20 protein-coding genes are annotated in these 18,697 nt (G+C 59.0%); 8 read left to right on the forward strand and 12 right to left on the reverse strand.

Annotated elements, in window-relative coordinates; all coding sequences use genetic code 11:
- Nucleotides 1–191: 191 nt before the first annotated feature.
- Entirely contained in the window at nt 192–1,697 is a 1,506-nt protein-coding gene (locus AB5Y94_RS10540) for a hypothetical protein (RefSeq protein WP_368205471.1), read from the forward strand.
- A 373-nt stretch (nt 1,698–2,070) separates the two neighbouring features.
- Here the strand turns inward: AB5Y94_RS10540 and AB5Y94_RS10545 are convergent, their stop codons facing one another.
- The 3 genes from AB5Y94_RS10545 to AB5Y94_RS10555 form a co-directional block, all read right to left on the reverse strand.
- The gene (locus AB5Y94_RS10545) at nt 2,071–3,015 is read right to left on the reverse strand and encodes a LysR substrate-binding domain-containing protein (protein ID WP_019838615.1); all 945 of its coding nucleotides are present in this window, start codon (nt 3,013–3,015) and stop codon (nt 2,071–2,073) included.
- Nucleotides 3,012–3,290 (reverse strand): hypothetical protein, encoded by a 279-nt coding sequence (locus AB5Y94_RS10550; protein ID WP_368205472.1) that lies wholly within the window; start codon nt 3,288–3,290, stop codon nt 3,012–3,014. Before AB5Y94_RS10550 ends, AB5Y94_RS10545 begins: the two co-directional genes overlap by 4 nt.
- A gap of 400 nt (nt 3,291–3,690) precedes the next feature.
- Complete coding sequence (locus tag AB5Y94_RS10555; RefSeq protein WP_005306118.1) at nt 3,691–4,089, reverse strand: VOC family protein; 399 nt, start codon at nt 4,087–4,089, stop codon at nt 3,691–3,693.
- 75 nt (nt 4,090–4,164) lie between these two features.
- On the opposite strand from AB5Y94_RS10555, the gene AB5Y94_RS10560 reads away from it, so the two are divergent.
- The 3 genes from AB5Y94_RS10560 (at nt 4,165) to AB5Y94_RS10570 (ending at nt 6,826) form a co-directional block, all read left to right on the forward strand.
- Nucleotides 4,165–5,076, forward strand: coding sequence for an AraC family transcriptional regulator (locus AB5Y94_RS10560; RefSeq protein WP_368205473.1), 912 nt, complete (start codon nt 4,165–4,167; stop codon nt 5,074–5,076).
- 188 nt (nt 5,077–5,264) lie between these two features.
- The gene (locus AB5Y94_RS10565) at nt 5,265–6,266 is read left to right on the forward strand and encodes a diguanylate cyclase (protein WP_017780877.1); all 1,002 of its coding nucleotides are present in this window, start codon (nt 5,265–5,267) and stop codon (nt 6,264–6,266) included.
- 140 nt (nt 6,267–6,406) lie between these two features.
- Nucleotides 6,407–6,826 carry a hypothetical protein gene (locus AB5Y94_RS10570; RefSeq protein WP_005306108.1) on the forward strand — a complete coding sequence of 140 codons (420 nt, stop codon included), beginning with the start codon at nt 6,407–6,409 and terminating at the stop codon, nt 6,824–6,826.
- Nucleotides 6,827–6,883: 57 nt separating this feature from the next.
- Here AB5Y94_RS10570 and AB5Y94_RS10575 read toward each other — a convergent pair whose 3' ends face one another.
- From AB5Y94_RS10575 to AB5Y94_RS10585, 3 genes are all read right to left on the reverse strand, one after another.
- The gene (locus AB5Y94_RS10575) at nt 6,884–7,234 is read right to left on the reverse strand and encodes a hypothetical protein (protein ID WP_368205474.1); all 351 of its coding nucleotides are present in this window, start codon (nt 7,232–7,234) and stop codon (nt 6,884–6,886) included.
- Between the two features lie 220 nt (nt 7,235–7,454).
- A complete protein-coding gene (locus AB5Y94_RS10580) occupies nt 7,455–7,781 on the reverse strand; it encodes a hypothetical protein (protein WP_005306102.1) in 327 nt (108 codons plus the stop codon).
- Nucleotides 7,782–7,851: 70 nt separating this feature from the next.
- Nucleotides 7,852–8,025, reverse strand: a complete 174-nt coding sequence (locus AB5Y94_RS10585) for a hypothetical protein (RefSeq protein ID WP_368205475.1) — start codon at nt 8,023–8,025, stop codon at nt 7,852–7,854.
- Between the two features lie 179 nt (nt 8,026–8,204).
- Between AB5Y94_RS10585 and AB5Y94_RS10590 the strand changes: the two genes are divergently transcribed.
- From AB5Y94_RS10590 to AB5Y94_RS10600, 3 genes are all read left to right on the forward strand, one after another.
- Nucleotides 8,205–8,927 carry a response regulator gene (locus AB5Y94_RS10590; protein ID WP_005306095.1) on the forward strand — a complete coding sequence of 241 codons (723 nt, stop codon included), beginning with the start codon at nt 8,205–8,207 and terminating at the stop codon, nt 8,925–8,927.
- Nucleotides 8,928–8,937: 10 nt separating this feature from the next.
- A complete protein-coding gene (locus tag AB5Y94_RS10595) occupies nt 8,938–10,323 on the forward strand; it encodes an ATP-binding protein (protein WP_005306091.1) in 1,386 nt (461 codons plus the stop codon).
- A 102-nt stretch (nt 10,324–10,425) separates the two neighbouring features.
- The gene (locus AB5Y94_RS10600) at nt 10,426–11,913 is read left to right on the forward strand and encodes a transporter substrate-binding domain-containing protein (RefSeq protein WP_368205476.1); all 1,488 of its coding nucleotides are present in this window, start codon (nt 10,426–10,428) and stop codon (nt 11,911–11,913) included.
- 34 nt (nt 11,914–11,947) lie between these two features.
- On the opposite strand, the gene AB5Y94_RS10605 is transcribed toward AB5Y94_RS10600, so the two are convergent.
- From AB5Y94_RS10605 to AB5Y94_RS10620, 4 genes are all read right to left on the reverse strand, one after another.
- A complete protein-coding gene (locus AB5Y94_RS10605; RefSeq protein ID WP_017782169.1) occupies nt 11,948–13,894 on the reverse strand; it encodes a ligand-gated channel protein in 1,947 nt (648 codons plus the stop codon).
- 370 nt (nt 13,895–14,264) lie between these two features.
- Complete coding sequence (locus AB5Y94_RS10610) at nt 14,265–14,474, reverse strand: cold-shock protein (protein WP_005306081.1); 210 nt, start codon at nt 14,472–14,474, stop codon at nt 14,265–14,267.
- Between the two features lie 488 nt (nt 14,475–14,962).
- Nucleotides 14,963–15,247, reverse strand: coding sequence for a DUF3811 domain-containing protein (locus AB5Y94_RS10615; RefSeq protein ID WP_368205477.1), 285 nt, complete (start codon nt 15,245–15,247; stop codon nt 14,963–14,965).
- 95 nt (nt 15,248–15,342) lie between these two features.
- Nucleotides 15,343–16,221, reverse strand: a complete 879-nt coding sequence (locus AB5Y94_RS10620; protein ID WP_010635891.1) for a cation diffusion facilitator family transporter — start codon at nt 16,219–16,221, stop codon at nt 15,343–15,345.
- Nucleotides 16,222–16,672: 451 nt separating this feature from the next.
- Between AB5Y94_RS10620 and AB5Y94_RS10625 the strand changes: the two genes are divergently transcribed.
- Complete coding sequence (locus tag AB5Y94_RS10625; RefSeq protein WP_005306071.1) at nt 16,673–16,795, forward strand: hypothetical protein; 123 nt, start codon at nt 16,673–16,675, stop codon at nt 16,793–16,795.
- 83 nt (nt 16,796–16,878) lie between these two features.
- Here the strand turns inward: AB5Y94_RS10625 and AB5Y94_RS10630 are convergent, their stop codons facing one another.
- Together AB5Y94_RS10630 and AB5Y94_RS10635 are read right to left on the reverse strand one after the other, a co-directional pair.
- Nucleotides 16,879–17,637 (reverse strand): ABC transporter substrate-binding protein, encoded by a 759-nt coding sequence (locus AB5Y94_RS10630; RefSeq protein ID WP_017782171.1) that lies wholly within the window; start codon nt 17,635–17,637, stop codon nt 16,879–16,881.
- Nucleotides 17,638–17,806: 169 nt separating this feature from the next.
- Nucleotides 17,807–18,382 (reverse strand): single-stranded DNA-binding protein, encoded by a 576-nt coding sequence (locus AB5Y94_RS10635; RefSeq protein WP_005306061.1) that lies wholly within the window; start codon nt 18,380–18,382, stop codon nt 17,807–17,809.
- Nucleotides 18,383–18,697: the final 315 nt, after the last annotated feature.

Consider the following 18,697-nt stretch of genomic DNA (forward strand, 5'->3'; position numbering starts at 1 on the left):
TGGACCAACAGTGCTGTGGCAATGAGCTGTATGTTTTATAACCGTGACGTGAGGTAATGGTGTCTGTCATTTTTGACACTTAAGGCATTGATTTTTAATGGGTGTTGTCTCGATGCGCTTTTTGTGGATGGCAGCATGTATTTTTGTTTTATAAATAGCGCAGCGTGACATGTCTCACAGGGAGGAAGGTCGTGATTGAAGATGCACTTTCGTATAAGAATCTTGGTCCTTGTCTGAGCAGTGATTTGGCCGCATACCTTGTAGAGAAGCATGGATTAACACACGAAGCTGCTCGCCAACGGATCAGGCGATCAAGTAATCGAGTAAAACAGCTCGCATATTTAACATTTTCTAGAGGGACTCGTTTTACATATTTAGAACAAGATTATGGTTCTCCTATGTTCTGGGGACATTTGTTTAAAGCAATTTATAGCCAGAAAGGTGCGTACGCTTTAGCTCTGGGGGCTGTACAGGCTAGGGGCATTGTTCCTATCGATCATTTTTATACCGTTTGTGGCTCACCAAAAGCTCAGCAGAAAAAAATTAGTGCACTTGGTGTATTGGAAAGAATGCTTAGTGCGAAGATTTTTGTAAAAGACGAAGTGGATGGCATAGGGGAGTGCATCCTTACCAAGGATTTATATGACAACAATGAATTGAAAGAGTTGGAAATAGTTTCTGTTCGTGCAAGGTTACTTGCTGAAGAGATATTTATTGGCGCTATAAAAGAGTGGCTCCGTAGGTTATCTATAGCAAGTTTTGATTGTATTAAAACAAGATCTGATATCAAGATCCCGCCAATGGTGGGACCATTTTTTTTGGATCTTTCATCACCTAGTTACTTAGCACCATTAGTTGATTGGAATAAGCAAGAAAAGCCTAACCCTGGCTTTGTTGTTTGTGATGTTTTATTTTCAGAAAGTGTAGGGATCAATCATATAGAGCCATTTTTAAATAAAATAAATTCACTGCAAGCATTAAAGAAAATAAATAAGGTTATTTATATTTTTGTTGCCCTTAGCTATGAAAAAGAAGCACTAAAAAAACTCAAAGAAAAAGGTGTTATACCAGCAACACCAGAAAGTCTTTTTGGCAAAGATATAGCCGAAGCATTCATATCTTTAATCGATATTACTAAAAAATCAGCTACAGGAGAGATTGAAAGTAAAGCTTTTGATGAAGTGATCACAAGGCTAGGCAGTCTCGAAGGTGCTATGGGTAATATGCGAGGCGCATTTTTTGAAATGCTTGTCAGCCACATAATAAGAAATTCTACTAATGGCAATGTCTATCTTAATAGAATGTTCAGAGACAATAATGGAAAAAAGGCCGAGGTTGATTTTTATGTAGTTCCTCAGGTCGGTGAACCAAGAATCATCGAGTGTAAAGCCATGAAACCAGGTTCTTTTGTGAGTAACGAAGAAATAAATAAATGGCTAGATGTTAGAATTAAACGAGTCAGAGAGCATTTACAGAGACTAGAAGTAATTAATGCAAACAGCGGCATTCCTAATTTTGAGTTGTGGACAACTGGACGTCTTTCTGATGAGTCCATTACTCGCATTGAAAGGACTAAAGAAGCAAATAAAAAGAAATTTAATATTGTTGTTTTCGGACCGAGTGAAATAAGGCATGTGGCTGGTTCTGATGATGCAGTTTTGAAAATATTGAGAGAGCATTTTCTTCCTAAGCTTTAGCATATCTCGTATGTTGGGCTTCGCAGGCTCAGCACCAACCTACCGATTATGTAGGTTGTGGCTGAGCGTAGCGAAGCCCAACGTTTACCGCGAAATCTCTTTTTCCTTCCCCTCATCCCCAACCCTTCTCCTCCTTTTTAATAAACGGGAGAAAGGAGGCTGGGCATCATTTTATATCTTTCGCACCACGGGATTATCCGGCATTTGTAGGTTCGATTAGCGAAGCGTAATCGGACGGTCGCGTAATCGGACAATCGCGTAACCGGATGGTCGTGTAATCCGACGATCACCTAATTGGAGGCTCCCTTGGCCGGGGTTTCGGCAAGCCAGAGATTCGAGTGCCGAATATCCACACCCCCCAACCGCCTCTGGCTTATGGTTCGGCCTGCATATCCGGTTGGCAGCCGGGGCCCTGGGCGACCTCCTCCTTGAGCCAGTCGGTAAAGCAGCGGATCCGGGTCAGTCGGGGGGAGTCGGGATCCCAGATCAGGTGGTAGTCGTTGTCGGGGTTGTAGCTCTTGGTGAAGAGGCGGGTCAGCAGGCCGCTGGCGATCAGATCCCCCGCCAGCACGTTGCGGCTCAGGGCGACCCCCTTGCCGGAGAGCACCATGTCGATCGCCAGGCTGTTGTTGTTGACCTCGAAGCGCTTGATCCGGCTCAGGTCGAGCCGATAGCCAGACTCCTGCAGCCACTTCTCCCACGAGACTCCGGCGTAGTCGGGCCCGGAGACGATGACGGTGTCGTAGAGATCCTCGATACGCTGCAGCCGCTCGGCCAGGGCCGGCGAGCAGACCGGAAAGACGCACTCCCGGATCAGCAGGCAGGAGCTCAGCTCGGGGTCGACCCGGTTGCAGTAGCGGATCGCCAGATCCATGCCACCCCGGCCTATGGGTTGCACCTGGGGGTTGGCGTTGAGGCGCACTTCGACCTCGGGGTGGCGTTCGACGAAGCGCCAGAGCCTCGGCATCAGCCAGCGGCTGGCGAAGGAGGGGATGACGGTGACGTTCAGCACCCCTGCCAGCGGTTCACACTCGAGGGCGGCCATGCCCTGCTCGAACGCCGCCATGCCCTGGCTGACCCAGGGGAGCAGGCGTGCACCCCGTTCGGTCAGGCGCATGTTGCGCCCCTCGCGGACAAACAGCTTGACCCCCAGACTCTGCTCCAGCCCCCGGATCTGCTGGCTGACCGCCGCCTGGGTGATGAACAGCTCCTCGGCGGCGCGGGAGTAGCTGCCGTGGCGGGCCGCCGCCTCGAAGGTGTGCAGGGCGCCGATCTGGGCGATGTATAACTTGCGCTTATGTGTCTGGTTAGCTTTCATCGTTGGCCTTCCTGGCCCGGATTAATAACACTCGACGTCCAATCAAACGGCGAAATCAAGGCGAGGTTATCATGGAAACGGCAGGAAGCAATCTGATCGAATCGATCATGAAAATATTGACCAGAAGGGCCGACAAGACCCGCACATTCAAGCAGGAGAATATGCCAGACTGGTTGCGACACGATATGGGGCTGCACAACGATGACAATCAAAAGCAGCATCACGCCAGAGACAGGATTAAATATTGAGACGCTGTTTTTGGTACCGCGTGCCAAATTAATATTTATTTTTCTGAATATGATATTGAGTGGCGCTGGTGTCACCCTGTCTGAAATATGGTGTTGCGCCTCAGGTGATATGATCTGGCGATTGGTTGTCCCGTATATATTTCTGCTCGAGGCCCGCATCAATCAATCTGGTGCGAAGGTGGTGGCTGAACGAAGCCCAGTGTTTACCGTTAAATCTATTTTGCCTTCCCCTCATCCCCGACCCTTCTCCCGCAAGGGGAGAAGGGCGTAATAATGCGACCTTCGCTCAATTATGCTGCGCTAATCGAAGCGACTTGGCTGGCCATTTTTCCTTCAACCGAATCAACATGGCTGGCGATCATATCTTCGATGCTGCTTTATCCCCTCTCCCGTTGGGAGAGGGCAGGGTGAGGGGAGCTTTCAGGGATTAGATGGTCAACTCCAGCCGGTTGCCTTCCGGGTCGAGGAAGGTGCTCTCGTAATAGCCATCGCCGGTCCAGCGGGGGCCGTCCAGGTGTTTCACCTCGGCCCCCTTGAGCAGCTTGAGGCGGGCGGTCATCTTGTCCACCGCCTCCACGCTGCCGAGGGAGAAGGCGAGATGGGCCAGCCCCTGCAGCGGGTGCGGCAGGCGCAGATCCGCCGGAAATAGTATGGGGGTGTGCATCAGCTCCAGGCTGGCGCCCCCCTCGAAGCGCACGAAGTAGGAGCTGAATTGTTTGGCTTGATTGTGGTAACGCTCATTGGCCTGCCCGCCAAACAGGGTGCAGTAGAATGTTGTGAGCGCCTCCAGATCCTGTGCCCAGATGGCGACATGATGGATATGCATGGCTTATCTCCTGTGACTTGATGCCCTTAATGCTATGCTGGGGCCTGCCCCTTCGACATGGCTGAGTCCGTCCTGATGATGTCTGAAACTGCCAACACCGAGCTTATCGATGTCTCCCCCGACTGCCGCGAGCAGATCTGCTGTGACAGCCTGCTGCCGGCCCTCGCGCAGGAGCAGGTGTGGCTGGCGGGGTTCTCTCGCCTCAAGACCCGCTACCGTATCGCGCGCCGCTTTGCCGATATGCACTGCTTTTTGCTGACCTTGGGGGGCGAGGGGGAGGTGCAGGTGGGCGATCGCATGGCGCGGCTGCAGGTCGGGGAGTGGGCGCTGATCCCGGCCGGGGAGCCGCTCTGCTACCAGCTGAGTGAGCCGTTGAGAGAGCCACCGAGCGAGCCGTTGAGCCAGCAGTCGAGCGAGTGGGAGCTGGTGTGGCTGCTGCTGCACAAGGACTCCCCCTGGGATGCTTTCGCCAGCCAATCCCGGCTCGGTTGCACCTCCCAGCAGGCCACTCTGCTGCGCACCATCGAGAACCTCTATGCGGAGCAGGAGCGCCATCAGGACCCGCTGCTCAGCGCCCTGCTGGTGGAGCAGCTCGGCTTCTATCTGCGCCGTCTGTTGCAGAAGGGGGAGGGGCAGCGGCGCGGCGAGCGGCTGGCGCTGCGCCTCGAGCTGCTGCTCAAGGAGGCGCTGGCCGAGCCCTGGGACATAGCGCGCATGGCCGGCGCCCTGCATCTCTCCGAGCGCCAGCTCTACCGGCTCTGCCAGCAGCACTTCGCGCTGGCACCCATGGCGCTGCTGCAACGGCTGCGCTTGCAGCGGGCGGCGCTGTTGCTGGCCAGCCGGGCCGATTCGGTAAAGCTGCTGGCCGAGCAGTGCGGCTTTCGCAACGAGTACCACTTCTCCACCGCCTTCAAACGCCAGCATGGCCTGGCGCCCAGCCACTATCGCCACCGGCATCATCCCGCCTTTAAAACCGGAAAAGGCTAGTGTATTGAGTCACACTGGTTGCTACTGTTGTTCAGACGAACCTGATTGCGGCCGATAACCGGAGACGGGCCATGAGCCGGCTGGCCGCGACAGAGTTGGGTTTCATGGGAGTCGTCTCCCCATAGTCGTTTTTCTTCAATCAGATTGCATTTCCCGCAGTTGGGGGTGAGAGGGCAAGGATGGTCTCTATGCTGCAAGACAGTGACACGATCAGGATCTCGGACGTCAGCGAAGCCGTGGTGCACGGCATCCTGGCGGTGGTGAGCGATGGCATCTGGGACTGGAACGCCAACACCGGGTTCGTCTATCGCAATCCCGGCTGGTACCGGATGCTGGGCTACGAGCCCCACACCCTCGGCAACACTGTCTTCACCTGGGAGAGCGTGATCCATCCCGACGACATGGAGCAGGTGATGGCCTGCTTCGACGCCTACCTGAGCGGCGCAGCTCCCGACTACCGGGTCGAGTACCGCTGCCGCAGCCGCAGCGGCGACTATATCTGGATCGAGGATTGCGGCCGCATCATAGCCCGCAACCCGGACGGTTCGGTGGCCCGGATGATCGGCGCTCACCGCAACATCCACGCCCAGAAGCTGCTGCTGGAGCAGCTGGAGCGGCGCAACCACACCCTGGAGCAGCAGATTGCCTTGCGCACCGCCGAGCTGGTGCGGCTCAACGAGGCGCTGCAGCAGAAGGCGGAGGAGAATCGCCAGCTGGCGGAGACCGACGCCCTGACCGGTGCCGCCAGCCGCTACCGGCTGGAGCGCACCATTCGGCAGGAGTGCGAGCGGGCCAAGCGTTTTCAGCAACCCTTCTCCGTCATCGCCATGGACGTGGACGACTTCAAGCAGATCAACGACAGCCACGGTCACCAGGCGGGGGATCAGACCCTGATCAACATAGTGGCGCTGGTGCGCAGCCACATTCGCGAAATAGACCTGATTGCCCGCTGGGGCGGGGACGAGTTCATGGTGGTGCTGCCCAATACCGGCCTGGCCGATGGCTGGCGGGTGGCCGACAAGCTGCGGCAGTTGCTGATGGATACGCCGGTGTGCGAGCACTTCCCCATCACCATGAGCTTCGGGCTGGCCGAGTACCGGCCGGACGAGAGCATGGGTCAGCTGATGGTCAGAATGGATCGGGCCCTCTATCAGGCCAAGCAGACAGGCAAGAACCAGATCTGCCAGTAGCCGGCCGCCCCGCCAGGCCGCCGGCTGCCGAATGGTGCTAATCCTTCCCCCCGAATGCGTCTTGACCTCAGCCTCATCTTGACTCCGTACGGGTACGCTGGTCTGATGCGCGCTCTTTAATCCCCGTGAGACATGAAACGATGAAAAAGAGCATCCTGGTTGCCCTGACTGCACTGCCCCTGATGGCCAACGCCGGCCTGATGGACTCCCTGACCGACACAGTGACCAGCAGCGTAACCAGCACTGCCAAAGAGATGGCCGGCACCGCCATGGACAGCGCCTCCAACGAGGCGATCAAGAAGGCGCTGGACATCAAGGAAGGCGGCTCCAACAAGCAGGCCATCAAAGAGAAGCTGGGTGCACCGGCCAGCACCAAGACCGAAGCCGGTCTGGAAGTGTGGACCTATGATCTGGGCGCCCTGAACAAGGTCTCCCCCATGCTGGCAGAGACCTCCAAGAGCCTGTTCAAGGAGTCCGAAGTGGCCCAGAAAACCGTGCTCATCAAGTTCGAAGGCGAAACCGTCAAGACCCTGAACCTGGCCGACAAGACCAAGGCCTGAGTCTGAACGACGTGCATGAAAAAAGGGGCCCGCGGGCCCCTTTTTGCTGCTTTCGAATTACTGGTGCGCTTCGGCGAACTGCTTCATCGCTTCGGCGTGCTTGGTCATGCCGTCGGCACGCAGATTGAGGTTTTTCACGAACTCGGCCTTCTTGGCCGGATCTTCGATCTTGTCGTAACGCTGCTGCAGGTTCGCCTGGATTTGCTCAGGCGTCATGTTCTGCATGCGGGCCATCTTGTCGTGGCGGCCGCCATGGTGCTTGCCTCCCATCATGCCGCTGCCGTCCATCGGGCAGTCGGTCATCATGCCGGGCTGGGCAGTGCTGACGGCTTCGCTGGCGGCATAGGCGCCAAGCGGCAGGCCAAGGATCAGGGTGGAGGTCAGCAGGGTCTTGGTCAGTTTTTTCATGGTCTATCTCCTTGCGGATTGAGTTCGGGGTCGGCTTGCTCGCCTTGACCCTGATTACACACCAGACAGGTGTCTGAACTTTGCCAGTTGAAGCCTATTTTGTAGCAGAGTGTGACACCATGACCCTGTACCAGGCATTGACCGGGCCCATGCTGGGCGGGAAATAAAAATACCCCGTCAGCGTTGGTCGCTGGCGGGGTATTTTTCCGGATGCGCGAGCTTAGCGCTGGCGACCGCTGCCGACGCTGTAGGGCATCCGATAGCTGCTGCTCTCGCCGTCCAGGCTGAGGGTCAGGTCACCCTGGGCCCGCATCGGCAGGCGTACCTGCTGCATGCCGTTCAGCCGGGCAGGGACCCGCTTGATCAGATCGCCGGCGGCATTGTGGACCTCCAGGGTCGGATGGGCATCGCCGCTGCTGGCGGTGTCGTGCCAGTTGACGAACAGCAGGCCGGGGGCAACGCTGACGTCGGCCGGCAGGGCGGCCTGGGCCAGCCCGGTGTGGGCCAGTCCGGCCAGCATGAACAGGGCCATGGTCTTGTTGATCATGAGTCGATTCTCCTTGATGAGATGCCGCAGGGGCGGCGGGAAGGTCAGGGTGCGCACCGGAGGGGGCGCATCATGACGAAGGGGGCTCGGTCGCCTGGTCGGCGGGCACACTGATATCGTCTGCTGCCGCGTCGACGGCGCCGGCTTGCTCCGGGTCGGTCTGGCCGGATGTGCGCCTTGCCTGTCTGGCAAGGGCTTCGCTGGCGGCAAAGGCCAGCAGCAAGGGGGTGGTGAGGGCCAGCATGGCCTGTCTGCTCCTGCAACCGATGGGGTGGTCACAGTAAACAGCCGGTCTGTGTCTCAACTTTGCCGAGCGGCCGCTTTTTTGTAGCAGAGTGTGGCATCTTGCTGATCTGGCACACTTTGACACAAACCGCCCGGCGGATTTTCGTATACTCGTGCCAGCTCTAACAGGAGGTCCCCATGAATCAAAACAGCACCCACATTCTGGTGGTCGACGATCACAGCGAGATCCGCGATCTGCTGAAGCGTTTTCTGGAACAGCACGGCCTGCGGGTCAGCTGTGCCCGCGATGGCAAGGAGATGAAGCGGCTGCTGGAGGAGCGGGAGTTCGATCTGCTGGTGCTGGACCTGATGATGCCGGGGGAGGACGGCCTGACCCTCTGCCGCGAGCTGCGGGCCAAGTCCAGCCTGCCCATCATCATGCTTACCGCCATGGGGGAGGAGACCGACCGCATCATAGGGCTGGAGATGGGGGCCGACGACTACCTCGCCAAGCCGTTCAATCCGCGCGAGCTGCTGGCCCGCATCAAGGCGGTGATGCGCCGCACCCAGGTCGAGCCGCAGCCGGTGGCCGAGGCCTTGACCCGGGATCTGCGCTTCGATCGCTGGCTGCTCGACATCAACCGGCGCGAGTTGGTGGATGAGGAAGGGGTGGGGCTGAGCCTCTCTACCGCCGAATTCGACCTGCTGCGGGTCTTTCTGGAGCGGCCGCAGCGGGTGCTGAGCCGGGATCAGCTGCTGGATCTGGCCCGTGGCCGCGAGGCGGTGGCGTTCGACCGTGCCATCGACACCCTGGTGAGTCGGCTGCGGCGCAAGCTGGAGCGGGATCCCAAGAATCCCGAGCTTATCAAGACCATCTGGGGCGGCGGTTACCTGTTCGCCGCCGATGTGACCCAGGTATAAGGCGGTGGGGATGTTAAGACGCGGCTGGTCGAAGCTGTGGCCCAAGGGGCTGACCGGCCAGATCATCCTGGTGGCGCTGGCCGGGCTGGTGCTGATCCAGCTGCTCAGCATCCAGATCTATCGCACGGATCGGGAGGAGGCGCTCGGCTACGTCAACAGCCGCAACGCCATGCAGCGCATCGTCTCGGTGGTGCGGCTGCTGGCCCTCTCGCCCCCCTCCCTCTATGACGAGATCCTCAAGGCGAGCCGCAGCGAGACCCTGCTGCTGCGCATCGCCGACGAGCCGCTGCAGCCGGACAACCGCAGCCCCCGCTTCGAGCAGCTGGTGCGCTCCCGGCTGGGTTACCCCTCGACCCTGATGGTGGAGATCAGCGCCGAGCTCAAGCAGGATGCCCAGCGCAGCCGGGCCTGGCAGCACCACAACCGGATGATGAAGGACCGCAAGGGGGTGCCGCCGCCGCAGGACATGCGGTTGTACGGCTCCATCCAGCTGCCGCGCGGCGGCTGGCTGCAGTTCAGCTCGCTGGTGGACAAGGAGTCGGCCAGCTGGTCCTGGCAGACCACCTTCAACCTGATGCTGGTGGCGAGCCTGGTGATCGGCATGATGATCTGGCTGTTCCGTCGTGCCACCCGGCCGCTCAAACAGCTGGCCGCCAACGCTGATCGGCTCGGCCGCGGCGAGGACATAGAGCCGCTGCGGGAGGAGGGGCCGACCGAGGTGCGCGAGTCCATCCAGGCCTTCAACCGCATGCATACCCGGCTCGATCGCTTCGTGCAGGACCGTACCCGCATGCTGGCGGCCATCTCCCACGATCTGCGTACCCCCATCACCAGCCTGCGACTGCGCACCGAATTTCTGGACGAGGGGGAGGACAAGGAGCGGATCCAGCAGACCCTGCAGCAGATGGAGCAGATGCTGGCGGCCACCCTCAGCTTCGCCCGGGAGGAGGGGCAGCAGGAGGCGACCCGGGAGCTGGACCTGGTCAGCCTGCTGGAGAGCCTGTGCGACGACTATGCCGACACAGGTCAGCCGGTTACCTGCCTGGCCGAGGGCAAGCAGGTCTACGCCTGCCGCGCCAACACCCTGCGCCGGGTGCTGCAAAACCTCATCGGCAACGCCATCAAGTATGCCGGCAGCGCCGAGGTGTCGCTGGAACGCACCGACAGCGAGCTGGTGATCCGGGTCTGCGATCAGGGGCCCGGCATCGATCCGGCACGGCTGGAGGATGTATTCAAGCCGTTCGTGCGCCTCGACGAGGCCCGCAACACCGAATCCGGCAGTGTGGGGCTGGGGCTCTCCATCGCCCGCACCCTGGTGCACCAGCATGGGGGCGAGCTGACCCTGCACAACCGGGAGCAGGGCGGGCTGGAGGCTCGCATCAGCCTGCCGCTGTGAGGGGCGAACGAGTCGATGAAAAGGGCGCCTGCGGGCGCCCTTCTCGTTTTTGGTCTTGCACTGGTCCGGCCGGCATCACGCTCGTTTCATACTCGCTCATGCTTGTTCTCCTATGCTGAAGATGGTGATAATCGATGGCCGCGCAGACGGCCAAACAGCAGGGTCGGTACAGGGATGGCAGGTGAGTCGGGAGTCAGGTGGCGAGTCGGATACGGGTGGTTGCTGCTGCTCTGTGCGCTGGTATTGCCGGCATGGGCGAACACAGCGCCCAAACCGCTCATCGTGGCCAACTCCAAGGCCTGGCAGCCCTTCTCCTATCTCAATGAAGCGGGTCAGCCCGATGGCCTGTTGATCGATCTGTGGCGCGAGTATGGCCGCGTCACCGGTCGCCCCATCCAGTTCAAGCTGGTGGACTGGCAGAGCTCGCTGGATCTGGTCCGCAACGGCCAGGCCGATGTCCATGGCGGCCTGCTCTGGTCGCCGGAGCGCAATATGGTCTACGACTATGGCCAGGCCCTCTCCCACCTCGACGCCCAGCTCTTCTTCGCCAACTCCCTGCGCGGTTCGGACGTGAACTATTACCTGCTGCACGAGAGCGTGGGGGTGGTGGCGGGAGGGTTCGAGGAGTACTACGCCCGCAAGAACTTCCCGCGCACCCGGCTGCGCACCTTCGATGACAACGACGCCATGCTGCGCGCTGCCTTGAACGGCGAACTGGAAGCCTTCATCGCCGACCTGCAGGTGGCCAACTTCTACATCTACACCGCGGCGGATCCCACCCGCTTCATCCCGGTGCGCCACCTCTACAGCGATGACGTCCGCTTTGCCGTCGCCAAGGGCAATCAGGCGCTGCTGCAGGAGCTGGAGCAGGGTTTCACCCGCATCGGCGAGGCGGATCGGGAGCGGATCATCCGCAAGTGGATGCATATCGAGACCGTCTACCCGGCTCATCTCTGGCCCTGGCTGCTGGCCGTCGGCGGCCTGGTGCTGATGGCCTACATCATCCAGCTGCGGCGGGCGGTGGCGAGCCGTACCGCCGAGCTTATCCAGGCCAACGCCAGGCTGGAGCGCCTCGCCAGCACCGACTCCATGACCGGCATCCTCAATCGGCGCGCCTTCTTGCCGCTGCTGGAGCAACGACTGAGCAGCAGCGAGCCGTGTGCCCTGCTGCTGTTCGATCTTGATCGCTTCAAGGGGATCAACGATCACTTCGGGCACGGGGTCGGCGACGAGGTGCTGTCGGCCATGGTGGAGCGCGTGCAGCGGGTGTTGCCCGCCAGCGCCCTGTTCGCCCGCATCGGCGGCGAGGAGTTCTGCATCAGTCTGCTGGTGGCCGACATGGCGACGCTGCAGCAGTGGGCCGAGCGGATCGGGCGGGAAGTCAATGGCCGCAAGCTGTCGACCAGCGCCGGGGAGCTTGGCATCTCCATCAGCACGGGGGCGGTGTGGGTGCCGGCCGAGGTGAGGGCAGAGGGCCGACGAGTGCTGCTGCAGGCGGATCAGCTGATGTATGGCGCCAAGTCGCTGGGGCGCAACACCTGGCAGGCGGCAAGCTATGTGAAAGAGATGGCAGACGAGGCGGGGCAATAAAAAACCGCCGCCCAGGGTGGGCGGCGGTGAGTCATCAGAAGTTGTAGGTCATGCCCAGGGTGTAGCGGCGACCATCCAGCACGGTGCCGAAGCTGCTGTAGTCCACCGTCTTGTCGAACAGGTTGTAGACGCCTGCGGTGACGTTCAGATGCTCGTTGGCCTTGTAGACCAGACCCGTGTCGAAGAAGGTGTAGGAAGGGGTGCCGTCGGCCATTCTGACCCGGCTCAGGTAGTCCGAGGTCTTGCTGCGGAAGTTGACCCGTGACCAGAGACTGACGTCATCGGTACTCTTCCAGTCGACCGTGGTGTTGAACATGTGGCGCGGCATCTGGTTAAGCGCCTTGCCCTCGTTCGGACCGCTCTTCTGCTCGGACTGGGTGAAGGTGTAGCTGGAGGCCAGCGACCACTTTTCGTTGATGGCCCAGTTGGCCGTACCTTCCACCCCGCGCATGTTCGCCTTGTCGACGTTGATGCGGTCGCTGATGAAGTCATAGGTGTGACCGTTCAGGGTGCAGGAGGGGTCATCCTTGCTGGTGCAGCGGCGGATCTCGGAAATCTTGTCCTCGAAGTCGGTATTGAACAGGGTCAGCCCTGTGCTCAGCCCCTCCTGACCATCCCACAGCAGGGCGATCTCCTGACTCACGCTGGTTTCCGGTTTGAGCTGCGGGTTGCCGACCAGCATGCCGTCCTGGGTGCCGCCGCCGGTGGCCTGGCCCCAGTTGGCGGCCGACATGCGCAGATCCGGTGAGCGGTAGCCGGTGGAGACGCCGCCCTTCAGGGTCCAGAATTCGGCCGGGTGCCAGACCCCGTACAGACGTGGGCTCCAGTGGGTGCCGTAGTTCTGGTCACGGTCCATCCGCACGCCGCCGGTGAGGGCGAAGCTGTCGGTCAGCGACCACTCGTCTTCCACGAACAGGGCCCAGCTCCAGCGGGTCAGCTGATTGGCACGGTTGGCCACGTTGAGCTGGTTGCCCTCATCCTGCAGATCCTCGTGACGGTATTGACCGCCCACGCTCAGGTAGTGAGCCCCCAGTTCGAACTGGGTATGGGTGTCGGCGATGGTGTTGATGAGCTTCATCTGACGGCCGGGGTTGGTGTTCTCTTCCCGCTGCAGGTAGCTGGTGGAAGAGCCGAAGTCATAACGGCCGTCGTGGGTGATGGCGTAGTTGGTGCGCCCGTAGGTGTTCAGGCTGGGCTTGGCCTTGGCTGCCAGAGAGTCGCCTGGGGTCCGGTTGCGATCCTGCAGACCGCGGCTGGCCTCGAAGTCAAAGCGGTTGTGCTCGTCCGGCGTCAGGCTGAACACCACAGTGCCGCTGCGCATCTCCTGTTCGGCGAACCCGTTCTGGAACTGATCCTCGCCGCGGTGGGAGAGCAGACCGTTCACTCGCACCCCCAGCAGGCCATCCACCAGGGCGCCAGCGGTGTAGGCGTTGCTCTGGAAGATGTTGCCGGAGTCCTTGTTCTCCTGGAAGGTGGAGTCGGCCTGCACCGAACCTTGCCAGGCCGTCATGCTGGCGGTCTTGCGGGTGATGATGTTGATGACGCCGCCCATGGCGTCGGAGCCGTAACGGGAGGACATGGGGCCGCGTACCACCTCGATCCGCTCGATGGCCTGCAGCGGCGGCAGCCAGCCCTGCTCGATGCCGGGGCCATCGCTGTTGGGACGGGTGCCGCGGCTGTCGACCCGCTTGCCGTCGACCAGCATCAGTGTGTACTTGGAGCTCATGCCGCGAATGCTGATGTCACTGCTGCTGCCGCCGCCGGTGATCACCACCCCCGGCACGTCCTTCAGGGCGTCGGTCACGTCACGGTAGGCGCGTTTCTCCAGTTGCTCGCGCGTCACCACCGAGATGGAGGCGGCGGTGTTCTCGATCTTCTGCTGGAAGCCGGAGGCGGTCACCACCATGACCTCCTGTTCGGCGGCATGGGCGTTGGCGGCGAGGACGGCGAGAATGAGCGTGGTCAGCTTGTTGCGGTGCATTGTTATCATGTTGGCCTGAACTCTTTTTTAGTAAGAAGATGCATTCATCCTTTGGGTGAATCGATGGGGGGTCTCGCCGCATCCCGCGTGAAACCCGGACCAGGCAGGTTCAATCGAATAGTGATCCCGGCGGTCGGCAGGCATTGTAGTGATCACTGATGACTGTGTAAATGATAATTAATCTCATTAATATTGTGCGGTTATCCTCTCGCCAGCAGAGGAGCGGAGGTATGCAAGGATGGGAGCAGGGTGGGGATGGCGGGCAGGGTGAATTCGAGGCAACAAAAAACCCGCCGAAGCGGGTTTTTTCAATTCTTGCAGTGGAGCCGTTCAGCCGGCAGAAGCGGGGTGACGGTATCCCTGACTTGAATTACAGGGCAACTACGTTGGCAGCAGCCGGGCCTTTCTGGCCTTGCTCGATGGTGAACTCAACGCGCTGACCTTCTTCCAGGGTTTTGAAACCGTTGGACTGGATAGCGGAGAAGTGTACGAACACGTCTTTGCTGCCGTCAACCGGGGAGATGAAGCCAAAACCTTTTTCGGAGTTGAAGAATTTTACGGTACCAGTCACTTTGGACATAATAATTACTCTCAAATTTAGTGTTTGAAATGCCATCAGATGGCAAGTTTTGATTTTTCGTCAGCAATACGTAGGGGAAGCACTAAAGAAGGAGAATTATTCGTCAAGCATCATCGAAATAACACTTGCACTAATCACTGCTTTACTAAAATGACTGCCTAACATAATCAGGACTGAACTGCCGAACTATCGCTGTCGATTAGAACACGCACGCTTTGTTAAAGCAAACTTTATCTCTCAGTTGGTACTCTGTGCCGGATGACTGGATTTTCAGGACGATTTTACCTTTTATATCAATAGCATGAATATCCATTTCAGATGCTTTTCGGGTTGGGGTGAATCCCTTTGTGCGCAGAAAAAACGAGATAAAGGGTCATGCGAGTCGACAGATAATGTCACGTCAAGGGTCAGAACCCTCCCCTTCCATCATGAAAAAGCCAGCCCGCCGACAGGGCGTGGGCTGGCTACATTAGGTTGAAACGGCATGATCAAGGTTTCTTTCGAAAGCGATTGCTGACGGAGTCAACCCAGCTGAATGTCTCGGGAAGTGCCTGATTGGCGGCCCGTTCCTTGGCCTTCTCTCTTGCGAGCTGTGCCGCCGCTTTCGCAGCCGCCGCCCGGTCTGCGACCACCTTGAGCCGGCCTTCCTCGCGAATGCGATTGCGTTCGGCATTGGTCAATGGGTGGTCCGCGTTGGCCTGTGCTTTTTGCAGCAGCAGGGTGATCCCGGCCTTTTCGGCGTCGGTGAGATCCTTCATTTCCAGCTTTTTCACGGCGTGTACCTGATGACGGGGAGGGAATACCCTACCACGTCACCTGGCTGTTTATTGTGCTGTCGATGGCATTCCCGATGATTTCCCCGGTTGGACTAGGCGTGACCGGTTGGTTCGACATGGATCAGCACGATGGCGTGGGGCAGATGGCGCTGGATCCCCTGCTCTATGCGGTCACAGATGGCGTGAGAGTGCTCGATGCTCATCTCCTTGGGCAGTGTCAGGTGGAAGTCGATATGGCGGCGACGCCCCGCCTGACGGCTGCGCAGGTCGTGGAAGCCGCCGTGCTCCGGGCAACACTCCTCGATCACTTGGGTGGTGATGGCCAGCTCCTCCTCGCTCATGCTGTGATCCAGCAGGGGCTGGAAGGCCTGGTTGAGCATGGCGATGGCTTCTCTGAGGATGAAGAGCGCGACCCCGATGGCGACGAGGGGATCCAGCAGATAGAGGTTGTAGCCCAGCGCAGAGGCGATCCAGATGCCGAGCAGGCCGGCAGCCACCCCGAGCGAGGTCAGCACGTCTGCCTTCAGATGCAGGGCATCGGCGGCCAGCGCCACCGACTCTTCCTCCTTGGCGACCCGGTAGAGATAGGCGGAGACGCCGCTGTTGACCAGCGCCGACAACAGCATGACCAGCACGCCGAGTCCGACGCCTTCGATGGGAGTGGGGGTGATCAGCTTGCCGACGGCCTCGAAGATGATCCAGCCGGCGGCCAGCAGGATCAGCAGCGCTTCGATCACGCCGGAGACATTCTCTATCTTGTCGTGGCCATAGGGGTGGCGCGGGTCGGGTGGAATATCCGACTTGCGCACGGCCACCAGCGCGATCAGGGCGGCCACCAGATCCATGGCCGAGTGGATGGCTTCGGAGATGATGCTGACGGAACCGCTCAGTATGCCGGCAATTATCTTCATGACAATCAGGCTGATATTGGAGCAAACCGAGACCAAGGCGGCTCTGGTTTTTCTGGTCATGGGATATCCCTATTCTCGATGAAATAGTTTGAAAATAAGACCTGATAATATCAGCTTGCGTTAATAATGACTTCTTGAGGTTGTAACTTTTTGTTTCCGGCGATAGTGAGAATGCTTATCCAAATTAACACTGCTCGTTTAAATAATAGTTATTTTGGTTTTTGGCGATTTATTTCAGGTTGTCGCCAAATAATATTGATAATCGCTACTTTATAAGGCTTCCGGTGTTTTTACGGCCGTTCCTTCCCCGCCCAGGAGAGCCTGGCGGGGGACGTCGGCCCCGGTTTGGCGCGGTGTGACGGATGAGGGTGGATTCTTGCGCAAGATTGGGGGTATGCTGGATTGAGTGCGATCCTGGGATCGTCACTGAAAGCGTACTGTAGTCTACGATTCGGATGGCATGCTGGAACCTGGGTTCCAACTGTCTGGGTAACATTTTTGGAGTTTGATGATGAGTAACAAAGAACATCACAACGGCAAAGATGCCAAGAAAAAACCGCAGATGTCACTGAAAGAGAAGCGCGAAGCCAAACGTCAGAAAGCAGAACTGAAAAACGGCAGCGCGATGAAGTAACGCTCCCCATGCTGTAGTTCCTTTGGAGCCAGTAACAAAAAGCCAGCCTGTTTCGGGCTGGCTTTTATGTTTTTGGCGTGGGCTCAGGGGGTCGCGCCGTAGCTGGCAAATATCCGTTCGTAGCGGCCATCGGCTCGCATCTTGCCGAGCTGGCGATCGAACCAGCGTTGCTGCGCGGCCTGGCGAAAGGCGAAATGGTAGTGGGTGGGAGCGAACAGATCATATTGTCTGACCCGGCTGGGGGCATAGAGCTCGGCGCCATACTTGCTGGTGGCCAGTTGCGCCAGATAGTAATAGAACACCCGTTGCTCCAGGATCACCGCATCCACCCGCCCCAGCATCAGTCTGTGCACCTGTCCCTGCTGCTTGGCGACCTCCTCGTAACGGGGATTCTGGTCGGCCATGCTGGCGAAGGCTCCCCCCAATACCTGGCGTGCCCGCTGAAAGGCGCTGACCCTCAGCTCTTTCATGTCGTCCAGCGTGGCGATGTGGGTCTTGCTCAGGGTGAACACCCGGTTGTGAAAGGCGATGACGGGTTGCGACAGGAAGACGTTGTCCAGCATCCCGGGTTTGACGTTGATGATGGCATCGAGCCTGCCGGACTCCAGCATGCGAAAGGTGCGCTCCAGCGGCAAATATTCGAAGCTGGGCTCGTAACCGCTGCCACGAAAGGCTTCCCGCAGCAGATCGAGCTCGATGCCGCGTCCCTCTTCCTCAATCACATAGGGGGGAATGGCGAAACTGACCCCCACCCGCAGTGGCTCGCCGGCCAGCAAGAGGGGAGAGTGAAACAGCACGGCAAGGCTTGCCGCGAGCAGCAGGATACGAGACAAAAACCCCATGCGTTCTCTCTGACAAACGAATTGCCCTGATGATAAACCCTGGGCGGGCGACAGGGGGAGCAGGGTCGGCGACTCTGGTCGGGGGAGCCGGCTTGCGTGCCGCGCCTGCGTCAATAACGGGTAAAAAAAGGCCCTGCGTGAACAGGGCCCTCTGAACTGTGAGCTTCCCTTAGAACGGGATGTCGTCGTCGAAATCCATCGGCGGCTCGTTGTATACCGGCGGAGCGGATTGCGGCTGCTGGGCCGGACGGCTATAACCACCTTGCTGTTGCTGCATGTTCTGCTGCGGAGCCGGGCGGGACTGGTTCATCGGCTGCTGGGACTGCATGCCCTGTTGCGGCTGACCCCAGTTGCCTTGGGACTGACCGCCCATGCCCTGACCGGCGCCTTGCGGACGGCCACCCAGCATCTGCATCACGCCGCTGAAACCATCGACCAGTACTTCGGTGGTATAACGCTCCTGGCCGCTCTGATCCTGCCACTTGCGGGTCTGCAGCTTGCCTTCCACATAGACCTGGGAACCCTTCTTCAGGTACTCGCCCGCCACTTCGGCCAGCTTGCCCATGAAGACGACGCGGTGCCACTCGGTACGCTCTTTCTGCTCACCGGTCTGCTTGTCGCGCCAGGTGTCGGAGGTGGCCAGGGTGATGTTGGTCACGGCACCGCCGCTCGGCATGTAGCGCACTTCCGGGTCTTGCCCCAGGTTACCGATCAGAATGACTTTGTTGATGCCTCGACTGGCCATAATCTCTCTTCCACCCTTTGTATTCCGGCCAGGCCATATGCCCGGACCAATTCAACATTTCGTTTGTTTTCTGCGAGATACGCAAGAACGCCGCAGGCGCTTGCGACTCATGTGATGACTGAACCCGGGTTGGCTCGCCTGTCGACTGCCATGCCGTTTCCAGATTTTGCCCGCAATAGTAACAGTTTTTGGGGAGAAAGACGTCTTCTTCGTCGCCAGCTTCTCCGGACCGAGGGGTTAACTTACACGAGGCGGGCCTTGGCCAGCAAGTGAGCCGCAGAGGGGGACGCCTAGCATCGAAACCTGGGCGTGAAA

Origin of the sequence: Aeromonas sp. s5 (assembly GCF_040907865.1) — a bacterium.
Taxonomy (GTDB): domain Bacteria; phylum Pseudomonadota; class Gammaproteobacteria; order Enterobacterales; family Aeromonadaceae; genus Aeromonas; species Aeromonas dhakensis.

Coding starts and splice junctions, on each gene's coding strand:
- AB5Y94_RS10545 (WP_019838615.1), bottom strand. CDS start 3,015: ATGAAAGCTAACCAGACACATAAGCGCAAGTTATACATCGCCCAGATC.
- AB5Y94_RS10555 (WP_005306118.1), bottom strand. CDS start 4,089: ATGCATATCCATCATGTCGCCATCTGGGCACAGGATCTGGAGGCGCTC.
- AB5Y94_RS10560 (WP_368205473.1), top strand. CDS start 4,165: ATGATGTCTGAAACTGCCAACACCGAGCTTATCGATGTCTCCCCCGAC.
- AB5Y94_RS10565 (WP_017780877.1), top strand. CDS start 5,265: ATGCTGCAAGACAGTGACACGATCAGGATCTCGGACGTCAGCGAAGCC.
- AB5Y94_RS10570 (WP_005306108.1), top strand. CDS start 6,407: ATGAAAAAGAGCATCCTGGTTGCCCTGACTGCACTGCCCCTGATGGCC.
- AB5Y94_RS10575 (WP_368205474.1), bottom strand. CDS start 7,234: ATGAAAAAACTGACCAAGACCCTGCTGACCTCCACCCTGATCCTTGGC.
- AB5Y94_RS10580 (WP_005306102.1), bottom strand. CDS start 7,781: ATGATCAACAAGACCATGGCCCTGTTCATGCTGGCCGGACTGGCCCAC.
- AB5Y94_RS10585 (WP_368205475.1), bottom strand. CDS start 8,025: ATGCTGGCCCTCACCACCCCCTTGCTGCTGGCCTTTGCCGCCAGCGAA.
- AB5Y94_RS10590 (WP_005306095.1), top strand. CDS start 8,205: ATGAATCAAAACAGCACCCACATTCTGGTGGTCGACGATCACAGCGAG.
- AB5Y94_RS10595 (WP_005306091.1), top strand. CDS start 8,938: ATGTTAAGACGCGGCTGGTCGAAGCTGTGGCCCAAGGGGCTGACCGGC.
- AB5Y94_RS10605 (WP_017782169.1), bottom strand. CDS start 13,894: ATGCACCGCAACAAGCTGACCACGCTCATTCTCGCCGTCCTCGCCGCC.
- AB5Y94_RS10610 (WP_005306081.1), bottom strand. CDS start 14,474: ATGTCCAAAGTGACTGGTACCGTAAAATTCTTCAACTCCGAAAAAGGT.
- AB5Y94_RS10620 (WP_010635891.1), bottom strand. CDS start 16,221: ATGACCAGAAAAACCAGAGCCGCCTTGGTCTCGGTTTGCTCCAATATC.
- AB5Y94_RS10625 (WP_005306071.1), top strand. CDS start 16,673: ATGAGTAACAAAGAACATCACAACGGCAAAGATGCCAAGAAAAAACCG.
- AB5Y94_RS10630 (WP_017782171.1), bottom strand. CDS start 17,637: ATGGGGTTTTTGTCTCGTATCCTGCTGCTCGCGGCAAGCCTTGCCGTG.
- AB5Y94_RS10635 (WP_005306061.1), bottom strand. CDS start 18,382: ATGGCCAGTCGAGGCATCAACAAAGTCATTCTGATCGGTAACCTGGGG.